We start from the raw sequence: 17,483 nt of genomic DNA, 5'->3' as shown, positions 1-17,483 counted from the left end.
GCCTGAATGGATCGCGCAATATATACCGCCATGAGCGCCGCCAACGCCTCGCTCAATCGCCAGGCGGTTACCTCCAACAATCTGGCGAACAGCTCAACGGCCGGTTTCCGCGCGCAGCTGGCGGCGTTCCGCGCCGTTCCGGTGGCAGGCGAAAGCCTCAACACCCGTGCGCTGGTGGCGGAATCAACGCCGTTCCACGACGAGAGCATGGGTCCCATCACCCACACCGGACGCAACCTGGACGTGGCGCTGCCACAGAACGGTTGGCTGGCGGTGGAAATGCCGGACGGCAGCGAAGCCTATACCCGCAACGGCACCATTGAGGTGGATAACCAGGGCGCGCTGAGCGTCGGTGGTCGTCCACTGATGGGCGATGGCGCGGCGTTAACCGTGCCGCCGCAGTCGGAAGTGACCATTGGCGCGGACGGCACCATCTCCGCGCTGGGCGGCGGTGACGATGCCACCGCGCTGGTGCAGGTCGGCCGCCTGAAAATGGTCAATGCGGAAATGAGCAGCCTGCTGCACGGCGATGATGGCCTGTTCCGTTCCGCAGCGGCGGGCACCCTGGCGCAGGATGAGCAGCTGCGCCTCAGCCCCGAAGCACTGGAAGGCAGCAACGTCAGCCCGGTTAAGGCGATGGCAGAGATGATCGCTAACTCGCGTGGCTTCGATATGAACATGAAAGTGATTCGTACCGCCGACGAAAATGCCCAAAAGGCTAACCAGTTACTGAGCGTCGGCTAAGCCGCGCCAAGGAGCATCAACATGATTCGTTCTTTATGGATCGCAAAAACCGGTCTGGAAGCACAGCAGACCAACATGGACGTTATCTCCAACAACCTGGCGAACGTGAATACCAACGGCTTTAAGCGTCAGCGTGCGGTATTTCAGGATCTGCTGTACCAAACCATGCGTCAGCCTGGCGCGCAGGCATCTGAAGGGAGTTCGCTGCCAAGCGGCCTGCAGCTTGGTACCGGCGTGCGTCCCGTCTCGACCCAGCGTGTTCACACGCAGGGCGGACTGAACCAGACCGGCAATGAGACCGATGTGGCGATCGAGGGTAAAGGTTTCTTCCAGGTGCAGTTGCCGGATGGCAGCACCGCTTACACCCGCGATGGCCATTTCGATAAAAATGAGAACGGCCAGCTGGTGAATGCCGAAGGCCACCCGGTGCAGCCGGGCATCACCGTACCGGCGGATGCTAAGAAACTGGAAATCAGCGCCGACGGTATTGTCAGCGCCACCGTGCCTGGCCAGGCGCAGCCACAGCAAATTGGTCAGCTGACGCTGGCGACCTTCGTCAATGACGCCGGTCTGGAGAGCATTGGCGGCAACCTGTACCGCGAAACCCAGTCGTCCGGTGCGCCAAATGAGCTGAACCCGGGCCTGGAAGATGCCGGTACGTTGAAGCAGAGCTACATCGAAACCTCCAACGTCAACGTGGCCGAAGAGCTGGTGAACATGATTCAGGTTCAGCGCGCTTACGAGATCAACAGTAAAGCGGTATCCGCCTCGGATCAGATGCTGCAGCGTCTTTCTCAGCTGTAATTTCCCTCTCCGGGCGCGGCCTGCAACATTCGCCACGCCCGGACTATTACGACATTGAAATGAAAACTTCTTTCTATACCTTGCCGCCGGTTGCGGTCATCGCCTGTGCACTGCTGCTGAGCGGTTGCGCCCACATCATGCAGAAACCGCTGGTCACCGGCCCCACCTCGGCCGCGCCGACGCCGATGGCGACGACAGTCACCAGCGGTTCGCTGTTCCAGGCGGGCCAGTCGATGAATTATGGCTATCAGCCGATGTTTGAGGATCGCCGCCCGCGTAACGTCGGCGACACGCTGACGGTGCTGCTGCAGGAAAACGTCAGCGCCAGCAAAAGCTCTTCTGCCAGCGCCAATCGTGACGGCTCTGCCGGTGCGGGCCTCACCGCCTTGCCGGGTAAGCTCAAAGGCTGGCTGGGTAATGGCAAAGCAGATTTTGACGCCAGCGGCAGCAACGATTTCTCCGGTAAAGGCGGCGCGGCAGCGCGTAATACCTTCACCGGCACCATTACCGTTACGGTCAACCAGCTGTTGCCGAACGGCAATTTGCAAGTGGTGGGCGAAAAGCAGATCGCCATTAATCAGGGCACCGAGTTCATTCGTTTCTCTGGCGTGATTAACCCGCGCACCATCAGCGGCAATAACACCGTGCCATCGACCCAGGTGGCCGATGCGCGTATCGAATATGTCGGAAACGGCTATATCAACGAAGCGCAGAATATGGGCTGGCTGCAGCGCTTCTTCCTGAACCTTTCTCCATTCTGATACGGCAATGAAAAAAGAATCCCTGTTTGTATTTTTTAGCATCCTGCTCATCGCCTGTACGGTGATGCTGCCGGGTGCGGCGAAGGCAGAACGCGTGCGCGATCTGGCTACGGTGCAGGGCGTGCGTTCTAACGCCCTGATGGGCTACGGCCTGATTGTGGGTCTGGATGGCACGGGCGACCAGACCATGCAGGCGCCCTTTACCGGCCAAAGCCTGAATAACATGCTGTCGCAGCTCGGCATTACCGTGCCGCCGGGTACCAATATGCAGCTGAAAAACATCGCGGCGGTGATGGTGACGGCAGAGCTGCCACCGTTTGCTCGTTCCGGCGATAAGCTGGATATCGTGGTCTCTTCGCTGGGTAATGCGAAAAGTCTGCGCGGCGGAACGCTGCTGATGACGCCGCTGAAAGGCGCGGATAACCAAATCTACGCCATCGCACAGGGCAACGTACTGATCTCCGGCGCGGGTGCTTCCGCAGGCGGCAGCCGCGTGCAGGTTAACCAGCTCAACGGCGGGCGCATCAGCTCGGGCGCCACGGTTGAGCGCGAAATACCGAATGATTTTGCCAGCCAGAACGTGGTGCGTTTGCAGCTGAATGAATCCGATTTCTCGCTGGCGCAACTGATCAGCGATGAGATCAACCGGCGCTATAACGGCGGGGCGGCCATTCCTGAAGATGCACGTACCATTCGCCTGTTTGCCCCGGCCACCGGCCCAGAGCGCGTGCGCTTCCTCGCGGCGGTTCAGGACATTCCGGTACGCGTTAGCGTGCAGGATGCCAAAGTGATTGTGAATTCGCGCACCGGTTCGGTGGTGATGAACCGGCATGTTTCGCTGGATGCCTGCGCCGTGGCGCACGGTGCGCTGACGGTGGAAGTGACGCAAAACAATGTGGTCAGCCAGCCGGACACGCCGTTTGGCGGTGGGCAAACGGTGGTCACGCCACAAACTGATATCTCGGTGCGTGATAACGGCGGTTCATTACAAAGCGTACGCAGCAGCACCGATCTCAATACCGTGGTACGCGCGCTGAACACGCTGGGTGCCACGCCGAATGAGCTGATGTCGATTCTTGAGGCGATGAAAAACGCCGGTTGCCTGCGGGCGAAACTGGAGATCAATTAATGGATGCGATGGATAAGTTTGATCGGCCAGCCTTTGATGTGCGCTCGCTGGATAAGCTGAAACGGGAGGCCGGGCGGCAGTCGCCCGGCGCCTTAAAAGCCGCGGCGCAGCAGATGGAGGGCATTTTCGTGCAGATGATGATGAAAAGCATGCGCGATGCCACCATCAAAGACGATCTGCTGCATAGCCAGTCGTCGGAGATGTTTACCGCCATGCACGATCAACAAGTTGCACAAAACATCGCCGAGGGAGGACAGCTCGGCTTTGCCGATCTTATCGTCCGCCAGCTCGGCGGTGAGAGTGAACAACATAACCTCAGCGCACCCGGCAGCGATCCGGTGTCACTGGCGGCAGGCAAGCCCACCGCCTTCGCGCGTGCCGCCACCGGACCGGTACGTTTACCGGCACCGGTATCGTTTGGTAACCAGAACATCAGCGGCAACAACTTTATTGCCAAGCTGATGCGTCCGGCGCAGGCGGCCGCGCAGCAGAGTGGCGTGCATCCGCATCTGATTCTGGCGCAGGCCGCGCTGGAATCGGGCTGGGGCCAGCGTGAAATCCCGGCCGCCGATGGCAGCCCAAGCCACAACCTGTTCGGCATTAAGGCGACCGGCGACTGGAAAGGTAAAACGGCTGAGATCACCACCACCGAATATATCAACGGCGTGAAGCAGAAAGTGAAAGCCGCCTTCCGCGTATACGACTCCTACGAACATGCGCTGGCAGATTACGCGAAGTTATTGACCAACAATCCACGCTACAGCCGTGTGGTGAATTCCACCACGGCGGAGCAGGGCGCGAAAGCGCTGCAGGCGGGCGGTTATGCCACCGATCCGGCCTACGCAACCAAACTCATCAATATTATTCAAAAGGTCAAAGGGGATATTCAGCAGGGCGTTTCAGCCTATAAAACTGACCTGGCGCAATTATTTTGAAGAAGGTGTTTTAGAGATTTTTACTATCACCGATGAGTTATATACCGACTGAATATTTTGGCCTGGCGGCAATTAGCAGGTCATCTTGATATCTACAGAGAACTTATGAATAACCTGTTTAATTTAGCGAAAAGTGGCCTGAATGTAGGTCAGTCCGCTTTAAATGTTGTGGGTAGCAACATGATTAATGCTACGTCGCAGAACTATAGTCGTCGTGAAATGATTATTGAGGAATCGGGTGGCCTCGCCACGGCGCAGGGTTTCTACGGCTACGGCGCCAGAGTGAACAATATTAGCCGTGTCTACGATGCGTTTACCAATACTCAGCTGCGGGATTCAGGCTCTAAACTTGGGGCGCTGGACGGACGTTATCAGCAGTTGGCCGATATCGATAACATGCTGGGCGATGTGTCGGACAACGTTTCGGTGTCACTGAACAACCTGTTTAAATCGATGGCAACGCTGAGCGGCGATGCCTCCGATGGCCCGGCACGCGCGGCGGTGTATAGCTCACTCGGCGTGTTAACACAGCGCTTTAACGAAAGCGGCAAACGTCTGGATAATCTGGAAAAAAGCACCAACAGCCAGATCGATCTGAGCGTCAAAGATATTAATGCCTACACCCAACAGCTGGCGGAGATTAACAAGCAGCTGGAGCGCGTGCAGGCACAGAATGGCTCCGCTCCGGCCGATCTACTGGATCAGCGTGATGCCCTGCTGGAATCGTTGGCTTTGCAGGTTGGCATTGATGTCACCGAGAATAAAATCACCGGCCGCGTTGACGTCACGCTGTCAGATGGTCGCCCGCTGGTGTTTGGTGAAGAGCAGTACAAACTCGCCACGTCCCCTTCGCCGAGCGATCCCAATAAAACCATTGTCTCTTACGTGAACAAAGAGGGTAAAAGCGAGGCGATTAACGAATCCAGCTTTACCAAAGGCCGCCTGTCGGGCTTGTTCAAGTTCCGTAATGAAGATCTGGAGCTGGCGCGCAACGAACTGGATCAAATTGCGTTCCAGATGGCCAGCCGCTTTAACGAACAGCATCGTCAGGGTTATACGCCAGCGGGCGACGCCGGTGGCGACCTGTTCAAGCTGCCCGATATGCAGGTCTTTGCCAATACGAAAAACACCGGCACGGGCAATCTCACCAATGGCAAAGTCACGGATTACACCAAAGTAAATGCTGAGGATTACAGTATCAGCTTTGACGGTAGCCAGTGGACAGTGACGGGTTCGGACGGACGCACCGTGCCAGCCACGCTCTCCGGCGATACCCTGGCCTTTGACGGCGTAGAGATTGATGTGCCGGCGGGTGCCGCTTCGGGCGACAGTTTTACGCTCAACCCGGTCGCCGGTGCCGCAACCGGCATTAGCCGTGCGCTGGCCAGCGCGCAAGACTTTGCCGCGTCCGACAAAGTAGATGGCGGCCCAAGCAATAACAACAACCTGGAAAAAATGCTGAAAATCCAGGACGAGAAACTGATTGGTAAAAGCACGCTGAGCGAAGCCTATTCCAGCCTGGTGGGCACCATCGGTTCCAACGCCCGCGCCGTGCAGTCGAATATGACGTCAGCCCAAATTGATGCCGACACCAAACTTGAAACCAAGCAGGCCTTCTCGGGTGTCGATCTGAATGAAGAAAACGTCAATATGACGATGTTCTTACAATATTACCAGGCGAGCGCGCAGATGTTGCAAACCGCAACGTCGTTACTCGACACCCTGTTAGCCATTAAATAAGGAAAATATAATGCGATTAAGTACGCTTTATATGTTTAAACAAAGCGCTGAAGGTATGTCGAAGCGCGTAAGTGATAATAATGATGTGCTGTTACGCCTTTCTAATATGAAATCATTATTGCGCGCCTCAGACGATCCGAGTGCTGCCACCAGCGCGGTAAAATCGCAGGATGCGCTGGCGAAGCAGGAGCTGTACAAAAATGTCCGTTCATCGACGCGTAATGCATTGCAGCATGAAGATAATATTTTAAGCGGCGTGGGCAATTTAATGACCACCAGCCTGACGGAAAAAATCGTTGCGGCGAAAAGCGATACTTACTCAGCAGAAGATCGCGCTGCGTTGGGGAAAGAGCTGCAGGGTATTCGTGCCAATCTGCTGGATCTGGCGAACAACCGCGACGGCAGCGGCCGCTACATCTTCTCCGGTTTTAAAACCGACAGTCCGGCTTTTGATAGCAGCGGCACCTATATCGGTGGTGGGGAAGCGCGCAAGCTGACGATTGCGGACGGCACCGAAATGACGGTGGGGCATTTGGGCAACGACGTGTTTGGCGATCTGTTCAAAGACCTGGATGGAGCAATCACCGAACTGTTGCGCGATCCCCTCGATCCGGATGCCATGCAGGCGGCGCTTAGCGTTGCGAGCAAAGCAGTCGATTCCGGCATTGATCGCCTGGGTAAAGCGCAGGCTGAGCTGGGGACTAATTTGCAGCAGATCGACGCATTAGATATGAATGGCGATACGATGATCAACGATCTAACCGTGCAGGTGCAGACGGCGATTGGTTCTGATTACGAAACCATGACCAGCCTGTTGATGGATTCCAAAATGTCGGAATTTTCCCTCACGGCTTCGATGATGGTATTCCAGTCAATGCAGAAGATGAATTTATTCAATAAATAATCGCTTCACTCCTTTATTCACTTTCCAGGACTTCTTACCGCCAGCCGTTTCTCTGCTGGCGGTAGAGAACACAAACTATGTTTAATAATTTGAAAATATATACCAGGTTGAGCCTGGTGATTGGCGTTTTCGCCATGACGCTAATGGGCGTGACGGCGTTCACGACCTATAACACCTATATCAATAATCTTAACTTTAAACGTATTTTAGTGGCTGCAACTAATAGCGACCAGATGCGTGATGCCGCCTATAACATTAGCGCCGCGCAGGCGAATATTGGCGACATGATGATGATGGTGATGCGCGGTGAAACCGTTTCACCGGAAACCGAAATGCTCACCAAAAATGTGCTGAAAATGTCTCTCGATGCCGTGGACGACTATATGGCTTCCCCGTTCAATAATGACCAGGAACAGCGGGCTGCCGCTGAAGTGAACAGCGCATTTAACGATCTTTATACGGCGGTGCAGGCGAATCTGGATGCGGTGCATAGCTCCCGTGAATACCGTCATACGCCAGCAAATCTTCAGTCGCTGCGCAGCGCGCTGCGTGAAAAAATTAATCAGTTTAGCCTGATCGCTGACCAACACAGTGATGAAGCGGTGGCGACGGCAGAAGCGGACTACAACGCCATGATGGTGTTGGGCTGCACGGTGGTGGTGATTGCGCTGGTGATGTTGTTCATGGTGCGCTTCTGGCTGCGCCGCGCGCTGGTGAAGCGCATGGATATGACCATTGATGTGCTGAAACGCGTGGGTTCTGGCGATCTCAGTAACGTCATTGAGCATGGCAATCGCGATGAAATTGGCGCCATGCTGGCCGAACTGGAAGCGATGCGCGCCTCTCTCAGCAGTACGATTTTCAGCATTCGTGAAGGCGTAGTGCGCATGCACACCAATTCACAAGAAATTGCCCAGGGCAATAACGATCTCTCTTCTCGCACCGAGGAGCAGGCCGCTGCGCTGCAGCAAACCGCCGCCAGCATGGAGCAGATCAAAACCACGGTACGGCAAAATGCCGACAACGCCTATGCCGCACGCCAGCTGGCGGAAAGCGCCAGCAGCAATGCGCAGCAGGGTGGTGAAGCGATGCAAAACCTTGAGCAGATCATGGTGCAAATTACCGATAGCTCGCGTCAGATCGCCGACATCAACGGCGTCATCGACAGCATTGCCAACCAAACTAATATTCTGGCGCTGAACGCTGCGGTTGAAGCGGCACGCGCGGGTGAGCAGGGGCGTGGATTTGCCGTCGTGGCCGAAGAAGTGCGTAATCTGGCGAAACGCAGTGCCGAAGCGGCCAAAGAGATCAATACGCTGATCAATACCTGCGTAAGCAATATGGATAGCGGCTCACGTCAGGTGAATCAGGCGAGCGTAGTGATGCAGGATATCGTCACGTCCGTGGCGCAGGTGCGCCAGATTATGGGTGAAATTACCTCCGCATCCGATGAGCAGAGCGCCGGAATCAATCAGATTTCCCAGGCCGTCAACGAAATGGATCTGGTGACGCAGCAGAACGCCGCGATGGTGGAAGAAGCGGCGATGGCGGCAGGTGAGCTGGAAGCGCATTCCGACGAGCTGGAAAAACTGGTGGCGCAATTTGCGCTTGGTGAACACGTTACCCATCAGCACGATTTGCTGCCGATGAAAATGCACGCGCCACGTTTACACGCGAAGCCAGATAATAACCACGCCCAGTGGGAAACCTTTTAATTTATTCAAAGGCGATAAATAGCCGCACCGATTGGCGCTTTCTCAACGTAATTACGCAAACAGGCTAATTAAGTACCGGAAAGCGCCATGTTATAAAGCCTTATTGCACTATTTGAAAAGGCGTTTTCACCGGATAATTCTCACTGAGAATATGGGGTGGAAAAGTAACGTGAACGGTATTTATACAGCCGAAGGGCTGGAAGATAAAACAGCGCTGTGGTCGAAATACCACTATCTGGTACGGCAGGAAGCTTTACGCTTACAAAAGCGATTGCCGGCCAGTGTCGAGCTGGACGATCTTATTCAGGCTGGCGCCATCGGTTTTTTAGGTGCTGTTGAAACGTTCGACCCAAAGAAAGGCGTCACGCTCAGCGCCTGGATAATACAACGCGTGCGCTGGTCATTAATGGATGAATTACGTGAACGTGATTGGGTGCCGCGTCGCGTCAGAACCCATTCACGTGAAATGGTTGCCATTATTCGTGAAATAGAACAAGAGCAGGGGCGTGAAGCCAGCGAGCTGGATATTGCTGAGCGCATGGGCATTTCTCTCAACGAATTTCATCAAATGCTGGCCGATACCAATACCAGCCAAATGTATTCGATAGAAGAGTTGCAGGAAATGTCACCGGATGCCTGGGAAACGTCCACGGACGAACATGAATCGCTCAATCCGCTATATGAAACCATTCAGAATAAGCTGGTGGAGAGTATTGCTGAGCATATTCGTTTTTTCCCGGAGCGCGAGCAGCGTATCCTGCAGTTCTATTATCAACAAGATCTTAACATGAAAGAGATTGCCTTGATTCTTGGCGTGACGGAAACGCGCGTTAGTCAGTTGCATAGTCTGGCAATTAAACGCTTACGCAGCCGGATGGATGATACCTCGTTCGAGGTATGAAGCCAGGGTGTTAATAATGTTAACAGCGGTTAAAATAGAGGCTTAATATTAACGCATAAGGTTTAAGAACGTTTAACAGCTCAATAATCATAGTTTAATCATAAGGTTAGTGAATAACATCGGATTAGGCCTGTTTTCGGCTGATTGCCAGGAATAATCCTAGAAGTTATGCTTTTTCCACTTTCCGATGAGGTGGTTTTCATTAGTCTGGAATATGGGTTATCCACTCTACACATTGGTGTGAAATAAATGTGAACGAGCGGTGTTGCAGAGATGCGAATTTCCAGCTGATAACAATGATCACCTTTTTGATTTTACCTGTTTATGATTAATAAACTTTGAGGTGTTACTCAGTGTCTAATTTCGATGAATATCTTCAACACATCCATGATATCAATTTGTCATATCTACTGCTTGCTCAGCAGATAATCCGTCAGGATAAGTTTGCTGCTGGTTTCCGCCTGGGATTATCCGAGGGAACTATGGATAACTTAAAAGAGTTGTCACTGCCGCAGTTAATGAAGTTGGCGGCAACCAATCAATTTATATGCCGACTTCGTGTTGATGATGAAGTGGTCATCGAAAACCTAACCAAGGATTCGCGTATAGAAGCACTGCAGCAAATTCATACTGGCATCATTCTTTCAACCAATTTGCTTAATTCACTCAGTGAAGCACCGGCAGAAGTTGCAGAGCGAGGTGTCTGGAATGTGTGAGAAAAGCCTGCTGCAAGAAGTACACGAAGTAAATATTGCGATGGAGCTGATTACCCTCGGCGCGCGTATGCAGATTCTGGAAACGGAAACCTCATTAAGCCGTCGTCGCCTGTTGCGCTTATATAAAGAGTTACGCGGCTGCCCGCCACCGAAAGGGATGCTGCCGTTCTCAGAAGACTGGTTTATGTCCTGGGAACAAAATATACATTCGTCGATGTTTTATAACATCTACCTCTATTTAAAAAGTACCGAGAAGGCACCGTCCATCCAGACGCTGATGAAAACGTATCGTTTATATCTGGAACAGTGCCCATCACGAGAGGGTGATAAACCGGTACTGGGGCTGACGCGTGCCTGGACATTATTACGCTTTATTGATTGCGGCATTATTTCGCGTAAAGCCTGCAGCGTATGTCAGGGCGGTTTTATTGTGACCACGGAATTTATCAAAAATCCGTTCACGTGCAGTTTGTGTAGTCCGCCATCGCGTGCATTTAAGAAGTCTCAGGTGAATTTTGCTAGCGAGTCGAGCCCGCTGGCTGCCAGCAACTTTATGTTGGTAAACGCCTGATCCCCTGACAGGTGCGGCTAACAAGATGGCAAGTAGCCGGCGTGGTTTTACCGCGCCGGAGATAAAATCAGAAAGGAGAAGTTGTGTTAGTTATCATTGGCTATCTTGTGGTTATCTTCACTGTCTTTGGTGGTTTTGTGCTCTCCGGCGGTGAACTTGCCGCCCTGTTCCAGCCGCTAGAACTGCTGATTATTGGTGGTGCTGGCGTTGGCGCCTTCATTGTTGGTAACAACGTTAAATCCCTCAAATCTACCGGTCGCGCGGTTGCCAGGCTCTTCGTAGGTCGACGTTATAACAAAGCGGTCTACATGGATCTGATGGCGATGCTGTTTTTGCTGCTGACCAAAAGCCGCGTGCATGGCCTGATGACGCTGGAGAAGGATATTGAAGATCCGCAGAACAGCGAGATTCTCAGCGCCTATCCACGTCTGATGAGCGATCCGATGCTCAGCAACTTCGTCATGGACTACTTCCGCCTGATGATTGGCGGCAGCATGAATTCGCATGAGATCGAAGCGTTGATGGACGAAGAGATCGAAACCTGTGAAGAGGAGCTGGAAGTCCCGGCGCAGAGCCTGAATAACGTCGGCGATGCGTTTCCGGCTTTTGGTATTGTCGCGGCGGTAATGGGCGTGGTGAACGCGCTGGCCGCAGCCGATCGTCCTGCTGCTGAGCTGGGCATGCTGATTGCCCACGCGCTGGTGGGGACCTTCCTCGGTATTCTGATTGCTTACGGCTTTGTTCTGCCGCTGGCCACGCTGCTGCGCCAGAAAAGTAGCGATCAGGTGAAGATTTTGCAGTGCATCAAAGTCACGCTGCTCTCCAGCCTGAACGGTTACGCGCCGCAGATTGCGGTGGAATTTGGCCGTAAGACCATTTACACCAGCGAACGTCCCTCTTTTGAAGAGCTGGAAGAGCACGTGCGCGAAGTGAAATCGAACGCCAGCCTGAAATCCAAACCCTCGGATGCAGCTGCCGCATGAAAAAAGATACGCCGATTATTGTCCGCAAGCGCAAGAAGCATAAACACGCGCACCATGGCGGCACCTGGAAGATCGCTTACGCCGACTTTATGACCGCCATGATGGCGTTCTTTTTAGTGATGTGGCTGCTGTCGCAATCCGATCCCACGCAGCGTGAGCAGATAGCCGATTACTTTCGCGTGCCGTTAAAACCCGCCCTGGCGCAAGGCAATAAAACCAGCCTGAGCGACAGCGTGATCCCCGGCGGCGGTGACGATCTGGTTAAAAAAGATGGCGAAGTCTTTAAAAAGCAAATGGATGCGGTGAGCCGCCAGCAGGCGCTGGAAAGTCTGCGACAGGCGAAGAAAAAGCTGCAGCAGATGATTCAAACCGATCCGCGGCTGAACAACTTCAAATCCAATATTTTGCTCACCCTTACCAACGATGGGCTGCTGATCCAGATTACCGATTCGCAAAATCGACCGATGTTTAAGATTGGTAGCGAAATACCGGAATCCTATATGAACGGCATCCTGCAAGCGCTGGTGCCGTTGCTGAATGAGCTGCCTAACAAGATCAGTCTGACCGGTCACACCGATTCACTGCCGTATTCGGGCGGCGTCGGCGGCTATAGCAATTGGGAGCTCTCCACCGGCCGTGCCAATGCGGTTCGTCGTGTGCTGGTGAGCGCCGGATTGAGTGATGAACGCTTCCTGCGCGTCATCGGCAATGCCAGCCACTTGCCGTTAGAGGATGTGGCACCAGACGATCCACGCAATCGCCGCATCAGTATTCTGGTGTTGAGCCGCAGTAAAGAGCAGGCGATCCGTAGCGAAACCCGCAGCGTGCAGCCGGTACCCGAGGTGCCGGAAATGGCAGAAATTAACGGCGCTCAGCTGAAAGAGGTTCAGGGTTACACCGATGGACGTGAATGATTTTTCGCAGATTTTCTTCAGTGAGGCGGAAGAGCTGCTGGCGGATATGGAGCAGCATCTGCTCCAGCTGGATCTGGCTTCGCCGGACAAAGAGCAGCTTAACGCGATTTTCCGCGCGGCCCACTCGCTGAAAGGCGGCGCGGGCACGTTTGGCTTCAGTGCGCTGCAGCAAACCACCCATCTGCTGGAAAACCTGCTGGACGAGGCGCGCAGCGGCAAGCTGATGCTCAACCGTAACCACATTAACCTGTTTCTGGAAAGTAAAGACATTATGCAAGCGCAGCTGGAAGCGTATCAGTCTTCGCAGGAGCCCGATGAGGCGAGTTTTCACTATATTTGTCAGGCGCTGCGTGAGATTGCCTTGCTGGAGCAGGGCGAGCCGGTAACGCCACCCGCGGCGGCGGCGGTCGCTGCCAGCCCCGTTCCGGCGCAGAGCGGTGATGAATCGCTTTTACGCGTTACCCTTAGCGCGGTTGAGCCGCGTGAACAGACACTGCTACGTGAAGAGCTGCAGCATCTTGGCACAATCATGCAGGTGGAAAGCCTCGGCAACAGCATGACCGTGGATCTGCTCACCAGCGTCACCGCCGAGGAGATCTCGGCGGTGCTCTGCTTTGTGCTGGACGACACGCAGATCCTGATTGAATCGACAGCGGCAGCGGAAGTGAGCGCGCCAGCGCCCGTTATCGCACCGCCTCCGGTGGTGGCAGAAAAACCTGCGCCAGCAGTTGCTGCCGCTGCGCCGCGTGCGGCGAATCAGGAATCAAGCAGCATTCGCGTGGCGGTCAGTAAAGTTGACCAGATCATCAATCAGGTTGGCGAGCTGATCATCACCCAGGCGATGTTGTCACAGCTCACCAATTCGCTCGAGCCCGGCAGCTACGACAGGTTGCAAAACTGCGTGGCGCAGATGGAGCGGAATACGCGTGAGCTGCAGGAATCGGTGATGTCGATCCGCATGATGCCGATGGATTACGTGTTCAGCCGCTTCCCGCGCCTGGTGCACGATTTGGGGTCGCGCCTCAATAAGCAGGTGGAGTTGACGCTAAAAGGCGGATCGGCCGAACTGGATAAGAGCCTGATTGAACGCATTATCGATCCGCTGACGCATCTGGTGCGTAACAGTCTCGATCACGGTATCGAATCTCCCGAAGAACGTCTGGCGAAAGGCAAACCGGCGTGCGGCAATTTAACGCTTTCGGCGGAACATCACGGTGGCAACATCGTGATAAAAGTGACGGACGACGGTGCTGGCCTGAACCGTGAAAAAATCCTTGCTAAGGCGCGCTCGCAAGGGATGAACGTCAGCGAAACGATCAGTGATGACGACGTGTGGATGCTGATTTTTGCTGCCGGTTTCTCTACGGCCGAAAGCGTCACCGATGTCTCAGGACGCGGGGTGGGCATGGACGTGGTGCGGCGAAATATTCTGTCGATGGGCGGCCATGTGGATATTCACTCCCGCACCGGGGAAGGCAGCACGATCAGCATTTTCCTGCCGCTGACGCTGGCCATTCTCGACGGCATGCTGGTGAAAGTGGCCGATGAAATCTATGTGCTGCCGCTGGGCGCCGTCATGGAATCCCTGCAGCCGAAAGAAGAGATGATCTGCCGCTTTGTCGGTGAAGAGCGCCTATTGCAGGTGCGCGGTGAGTATCTGCCGCTGGTGCTGTTGCGCCAGCGCTTCGCGGTCAATGGCGACGCGCACAGCGACGATGGCATTGTGGTGATTGTGCAGAGCGCGGGCGTCCGCTATGCGCTGTGGGTCGATCAACTACTCGGCCAGCAACAGGTGGTGGTGAAAAACCTTGAGCAGAACTACCGCAAAGTGAAAGGCGTATCGGCCGCGACGATTCTTGGTGACGGCAGCGTGGCACTGATTCTGGATGTGGTTGAGCTTTCGACCCTTAACGATTAGCAGCAAACGCTCGCGCGCCAACGCGCGGGTGTGGAAGGAGTTTTAGCATGTCAGTTTCCCTGGCCAACAAAGACGCCGTGGCGCAAGAGTATTTAGTTTTCCGTCTCGGCGACGAAGAGTATGGCATTGATATTCTCAAGGTACAGGAGATACGCGGTTGCGATCGCGCCACGCGTATCCCCAACTCGCCAGATTTTATTACCGGCGTGACCAATCTGCGCGGCGTCATCGTGCCAATCATCGATTTACGTTTGCGTTTTCATTTGCCCGTTACGGAAGATGATAAAGACACGGTGGTGATTGTCCTGAACTTTGGCGATCGCATTGTGGGCATCGTGGTGGATGGCGTGGTGGACGTGCTGTCACTGGAAGCCGATCAGATCAGACCTACACCCGACTTCACCTCGGTGCTTTCCAGTGATTATCTGCTGGGCCTTGGCGTGATCGACACCCGCATGATCATCCTGGTTAACATTGGTAAACTGCTGAGTCGCGAAGAGATGGAATTGATGGATTCCCTCGTCGACGGCCAGCCACGCTAAGTCACACGTTCATTACTTACGCTGTAGCGGCGCAATTTATGGCGCAATGCCGTGCGCCGCTACCCTGCGTAATGCCTGTCAGCTATTCACCTCCCATCGCCTTCCCTTATTACTATTCCGCATAACACACCGTTTTTTATTATTTGTTGCAATCACACCAACTTCATAACATGGACGAAACAGGGGCAGGAATCAGGAGAAAAGGGTGTGAATTTCCAGCAACTTAAAATTATACGTGAAGCGGCCCGTTGCGAGTTCAACCTGACTGAAGTGGCGAATACGCTGTTTACTTCCCAATCCGGGGTAAGCCGCCATATTCGCGATCTGGAAGATGAGCTGGGCGTGGAAATTTTTATTCGTCGTGGCAAGCGACTCCTTGGCATGACCGAGCCGGGCAAAGCGTTGTTGACCATTGCTGAACGCATCCTTGATGAGGCGGGCAAAGTACGCCGTTTAGCGGATGTGTTTACCAATGAAACCAGCGGCGTGCTGACTATCGCTACCACCCATACCCAGGCGCGTTACAGTTTGCCGCGCGTGATTAAAGCGTTTCGACAGCTCTATCCGAACGTGCGTCTCGAGCTGAATCAGGGGTCGCCGCAGGAGATTGTCGCTATGCTGCTGGCCGGTGAAGCCGATATCGGTATTGCCTCCGAGCAGTTGGTGAACAACAGCAGCCTCGCAGCGTTTCCCTGGTTCAGCTGGCATCATTCGCTGCTGGTGCCGCACGATCACGAGCTGCTGCAGCATCAGCCGGTGACGCTTGCCAGCCTTAGCCGCTATCCGCTGATCACCTATCGTCAGGGCATTACCGGCCGTTCGCGCGTCGATCGTGCCTTCCAGGCGGCAGGACTCAGGCCGGATATCGTGCTCAGCGCGCAGGATTCCGACGTGGTGAAAACCTACGTTGAGCTGGGCCTTGGCGTGGGTATTCTCGCCGATCAGGCGTGTGATATTTACGAAGGCGAAGATCTGGTAAAAATCGATACGCACCATCTTTTCGATGCCAATACCGTATGGCTGGGACTGAAGCGCGGACAACTACAGCGCAACTACGTGTGGCAGTTCCTCGAGCTGTGTAACGCTAATCTGTCGCTGGAGGAGATCAAACGTCAGGCGCTCTCCTACGAAACCGAGAACGAACCGGCCATCGATTTCCAGATCTGATTGTACTTTTCCCTCACCCTCTCCGGCTGGCCGGAGAGGGAATCAGGCCCTGCGGCCTGTTCATGGCGCACGCATCGCTAATCACCCTTGACCGGGTTTGCCATAGTTACTCTCTTTGCCCGGTGAGGTTTCATTGGGCCTATTCACATTGAAGGGGACGTTACTATGGCTTCAGCAACTACGCCAGTTTGGTTCATTTCAGGCTGTTCAACTGGTTTTGGTCGCGAGCTGGCGCAGCAGACCATCGCGCGCGGCTTCAACACGGTTGTCACCGCACGTGATGTATCAAAAGTGCAGGATCTGGTGAGCGGACGCGATAACGCGCTGGCTCTGGCGCTGGATGTCACCGATCAGGCCAGCATCGAACAGGCCGTGAACGCAGCGCTGGCGAAATTCGGTAGCGTTGATGTGCTGGTTAATAACGCCGGTTACGGGTATCAAAGTTCGGTGGAAGAGGGTGAAGAGAAAGAGATTCGCGCCCAGTTTGATGCCAACGTGTTTGGCCTGTTCGCGCTAACCCGTGCGGTGCTGCCTGCCATGCGCAAAGCGCGTAGCGGCCATATCATCAATATCACCTCGGTCGCTGGTTTTATTGGCTTCGCCAGCTCGGGCTACTATTCGGCGAGCAAACATGCGGTGGAAGGGTGGTCTGACTCGCTGGCGCTAGAAACCGCACCGCTGGGCATTCACGTTACCTGCGTCGAACCTGGCCCGTTCCGCACCGATTGGGCCGGTCGCTCGCTGCATCAAACCCCCAGCAAGCTGCCGGAATATGCTGAAACCGCAGCAGCGCGCATGAAATCCACCTCGGAATACAGCGGCACCCAGGCGGGCGATCCGGCTCGTGCAGCCAGTGCGATGATCGCCATCACCGAACACGCCAATCCACCGCGCCATCTGGTGATGGGCGCATGGGGTTACGATGCGGTGACCAATAAATTGAAAGAGCGCCTGACGCAGATCGAAGCGTGGAAACAAACCTCGATTGAGACGGATTTTCCATCGTAAACAGATCTCTGTGTTGCTTGTAGGGTGCGCA

Annotated in this window: 17 protein-coding genes; all 17 read left to right on the top strand. The window is 54.6% G+C overall.

The genetic code is table 11. The annotated features are described in order from the left end of the window. Positions 1-6: 6 nt before the first annotated feature. The 17 genes from ACIP6T_RS08070 to ACIP6T_RS07990 all read left to right on the top strand — a co-directional run bounded on the left by ACIP6T_RS08070 (position 7) and on the right by ACIP6T_RS07990 (position 17,452). Complete coding sequence (locus tag ACIP6T_RS08070; protein ID WP_345829159.1) at positions 7-744, top strand: flagellar basal body rod protein FlgF; 738 nt, start codon at positions 7-9, stop codon at positions 742-744. Positions 745-765: 21 nt separating this feature from the next. Continuing rightward, a complete protein-coding gene (gene flgG, locus ACIP6T_RS08065) occupies positions 766-1,548 on the top strand; it encodes a flagellar basal-body rod protein FlgG (protein WP_097096832.1) in 783 nt (260 codons plus the stop codon). A 59-nt stretch (positions 1,549-1,607) separates the two neighbouring features. Beyond that, the gene (flgH, locus tag ACIP6T_RS08060) at positions 1,608-2,309 is read left to right on the top strand and encodes a flagellar basal body L-ring protein FlgH (RefSeq protein WP_097096833.1); all 702 of its coding nucleotides are present in this window, start codon (positions 1,608-1,610) and stop codon (positions 2,307-2,309) included. Between the two features lie 7 nt (positions 2,310-2,316). Beyond that, a complete protein-coding gene (locus ACIP6T_RS08055) occupies positions 2,317-3,438 on the top strand; it encodes a flagellar basal body P-ring protein FlgI (RefSeq protein ID WP_097096834.1) in 1,122 nt (373 codons plus the stop codon). Then, on the top strand, positions 3,438-4,373 hold the full coding sequence (flgJ, locus tag ACIP6T_RS08050; RefSeq protein WP_400456294.1) for a flagellar assembly peptidoglycan hydrolase FlgJ: 936 nt from the start codon (positions 3,438-3,440) through the stop codon (positions 4,371-4,373). Before ACIP6T_RS08055 ends, flgJ begins: the two co-directional genes overlap by 1 nt. Before the next feature lie 105 nt (positions 4,374-4,478). Beyond that, entirely contained in the window at positions 4,479-6,113 is a 1,635-nt protein-coding gene (flgK, locus tag ACIP6T_RS08045) for a flagellar hook-associated protein FlgK (RefSeq protein ID WP_400456292.1), read from the top strand. A 10-nt stretch (positions 6,114-6,123) separates the two neighbouring features. Continuing rightward, positions 6,124-7,017 carry a flagellar hook-associated protein FlgL gene (flgL, locus tag ACIP6T_RS08040; RefSeq protein ID WP_097096837.1) on the top strand — a complete coding sequence of 298 codons (894 nt, stop codon included), beginning with the start codon at positions 6,124-6,126 and terminating at the stop codon, positions 7,015-7,017. Between the two features lie 77 nt (positions 7,018-7,094). Next, entirely contained in the window at positions 7,095-8,732 is a 1,638-nt protein-coding gene (locus tag ACIP6T_RS08035; RefSeq protein ID WP_400456290.1) for a methyl-accepting chemotaxis protein, read from the top strand. A 169-nt stretch (positions 8,733-8,901) separates the two neighbouring features. Beyond that, positions 8,902-9,633 carry an RNA polymerase sigma factor FliA gene (locus ACIP6T_RS08030; RefSeq protein WP_097097683.1) on the top strand — a complete coding sequence of 244 codons (732 nt, stop codon included), beginning with the start codon at positions 8,902-8,904 and terminating at the stop codon, positions 9,631-9,633. A 353-nt stretch (positions 9,634-9,986) separates the two neighbouring features. Then, positions 9,987-10,349 carry a flagellar transcriptional regulator FlhD gene (gene flhD / locus ACIP6T_RS08025; RefSeq protein ID WP_097096839.1) on the top strand — a complete coding sequence of 121 codons (363 nt, stop codon included), beginning with the start codon at positions 9,987-9,989 and terminating at the stop codon, positions 10,347-10,349. Further along, entirely contained in the window at positions 10,342-10,920 is a 579-nt protein-coding gene (flhC, locus tag ACIP6T_RS08020; RefSeq protein ID WP_097096840.1) for a flagellar transcriptional regulator FlhC, read from the top strand. Before flhD ends, flhC begins: the two co-directional genes overlap by 8 nt. A gap of 83 nt (positions 10,921-11,003) precedes the next feature. Continuing rightward, the gene (gene motA, locus ACIP6T_RS08015) at positions 11,004-11,903 is read left to right on the top strand and encodes a flagellar motor stator protein MotA (RefSeq protein WP_097096841.1); all 900 of its coding nucleotides are present in this window, start codon (positions 11,004-11,006) and stop codon (positions 11,901-11,903) included. Beyond that, positions 11,900-12,817, top strand: a complete 918-nt coding sequence (motB, locus tag ACIP6T_RS08010; protein WP_097096842.1) for a flagellar motor protein MotB — start codon at positions 11,900-11,902, stop codon at positions 12,815-12,817. Before motA ends, motB begins: the two co-directional genes overlap by 4 nt. Continuing rightward, a complete protein-coding gene (cheA, locus tag ACIP6T_RS08005; RefSeq protein ID WP_400456285.1) occupies positions 12,804-14,735 on the top strand; it encodes a chemotaxis protein CheA in 1,932 nt (643 codons plus the stop codon). The genes motB and cheA overlap by 14 nt, the downstream gene beginning before the upstream one ends. A 47-nt stretch (positions 14,736-14,782) precedes the next feature. After that, a complete protein-coding gene (locus ACIP6T_RS08000; RefSeq protein ID WP_097096844.1) occupies positions 14,783-15,277 on the top strand; it encodes a chemotaxis protein CheW in 495 nt (164 codons plus the stop codon). 207 nt (positions 15,278-15,484) lie between these two features. Then, entirely contained in the window at positions 15,485-16,444 is a 960-nt protein-coding gene (gene cbl / locus ACIP6T_RS07995; RefSeq protein WP_008109354.1) for an HTH-type transcriptional regulator Cbl, read from the top strand. Positions 16,445-16,609: 165 nt separating this feature from the next. Beyond that, a complete protein-coding gene (locus ACIP6T_RS07990) occupies positions 16,610-17,452 on the top strand; it encodes an oxidoreductase (RefSeq protein ID WP_400456282.1) in 843 nt (280 codons plus the stop codon). Positions 17,453-17,483 lie beyond the last annotated feature (31 nt).

The sequence above is a fragment of the Pantoea sp. NPDC088449 genome (genome assembly GCF_044753225.1).
GTDB lineage: Bacteria > Pseudomonadota > Gammaproteobacteria > Enterobacterales > Enterobacteriaceae > Pantoea > Pantoea floridensis.
The sequence above is the reverse complement of the archived record's forward strand: the minus strand, read 5'-3'. Positions and strand labels throughout refer to the sequence as shown.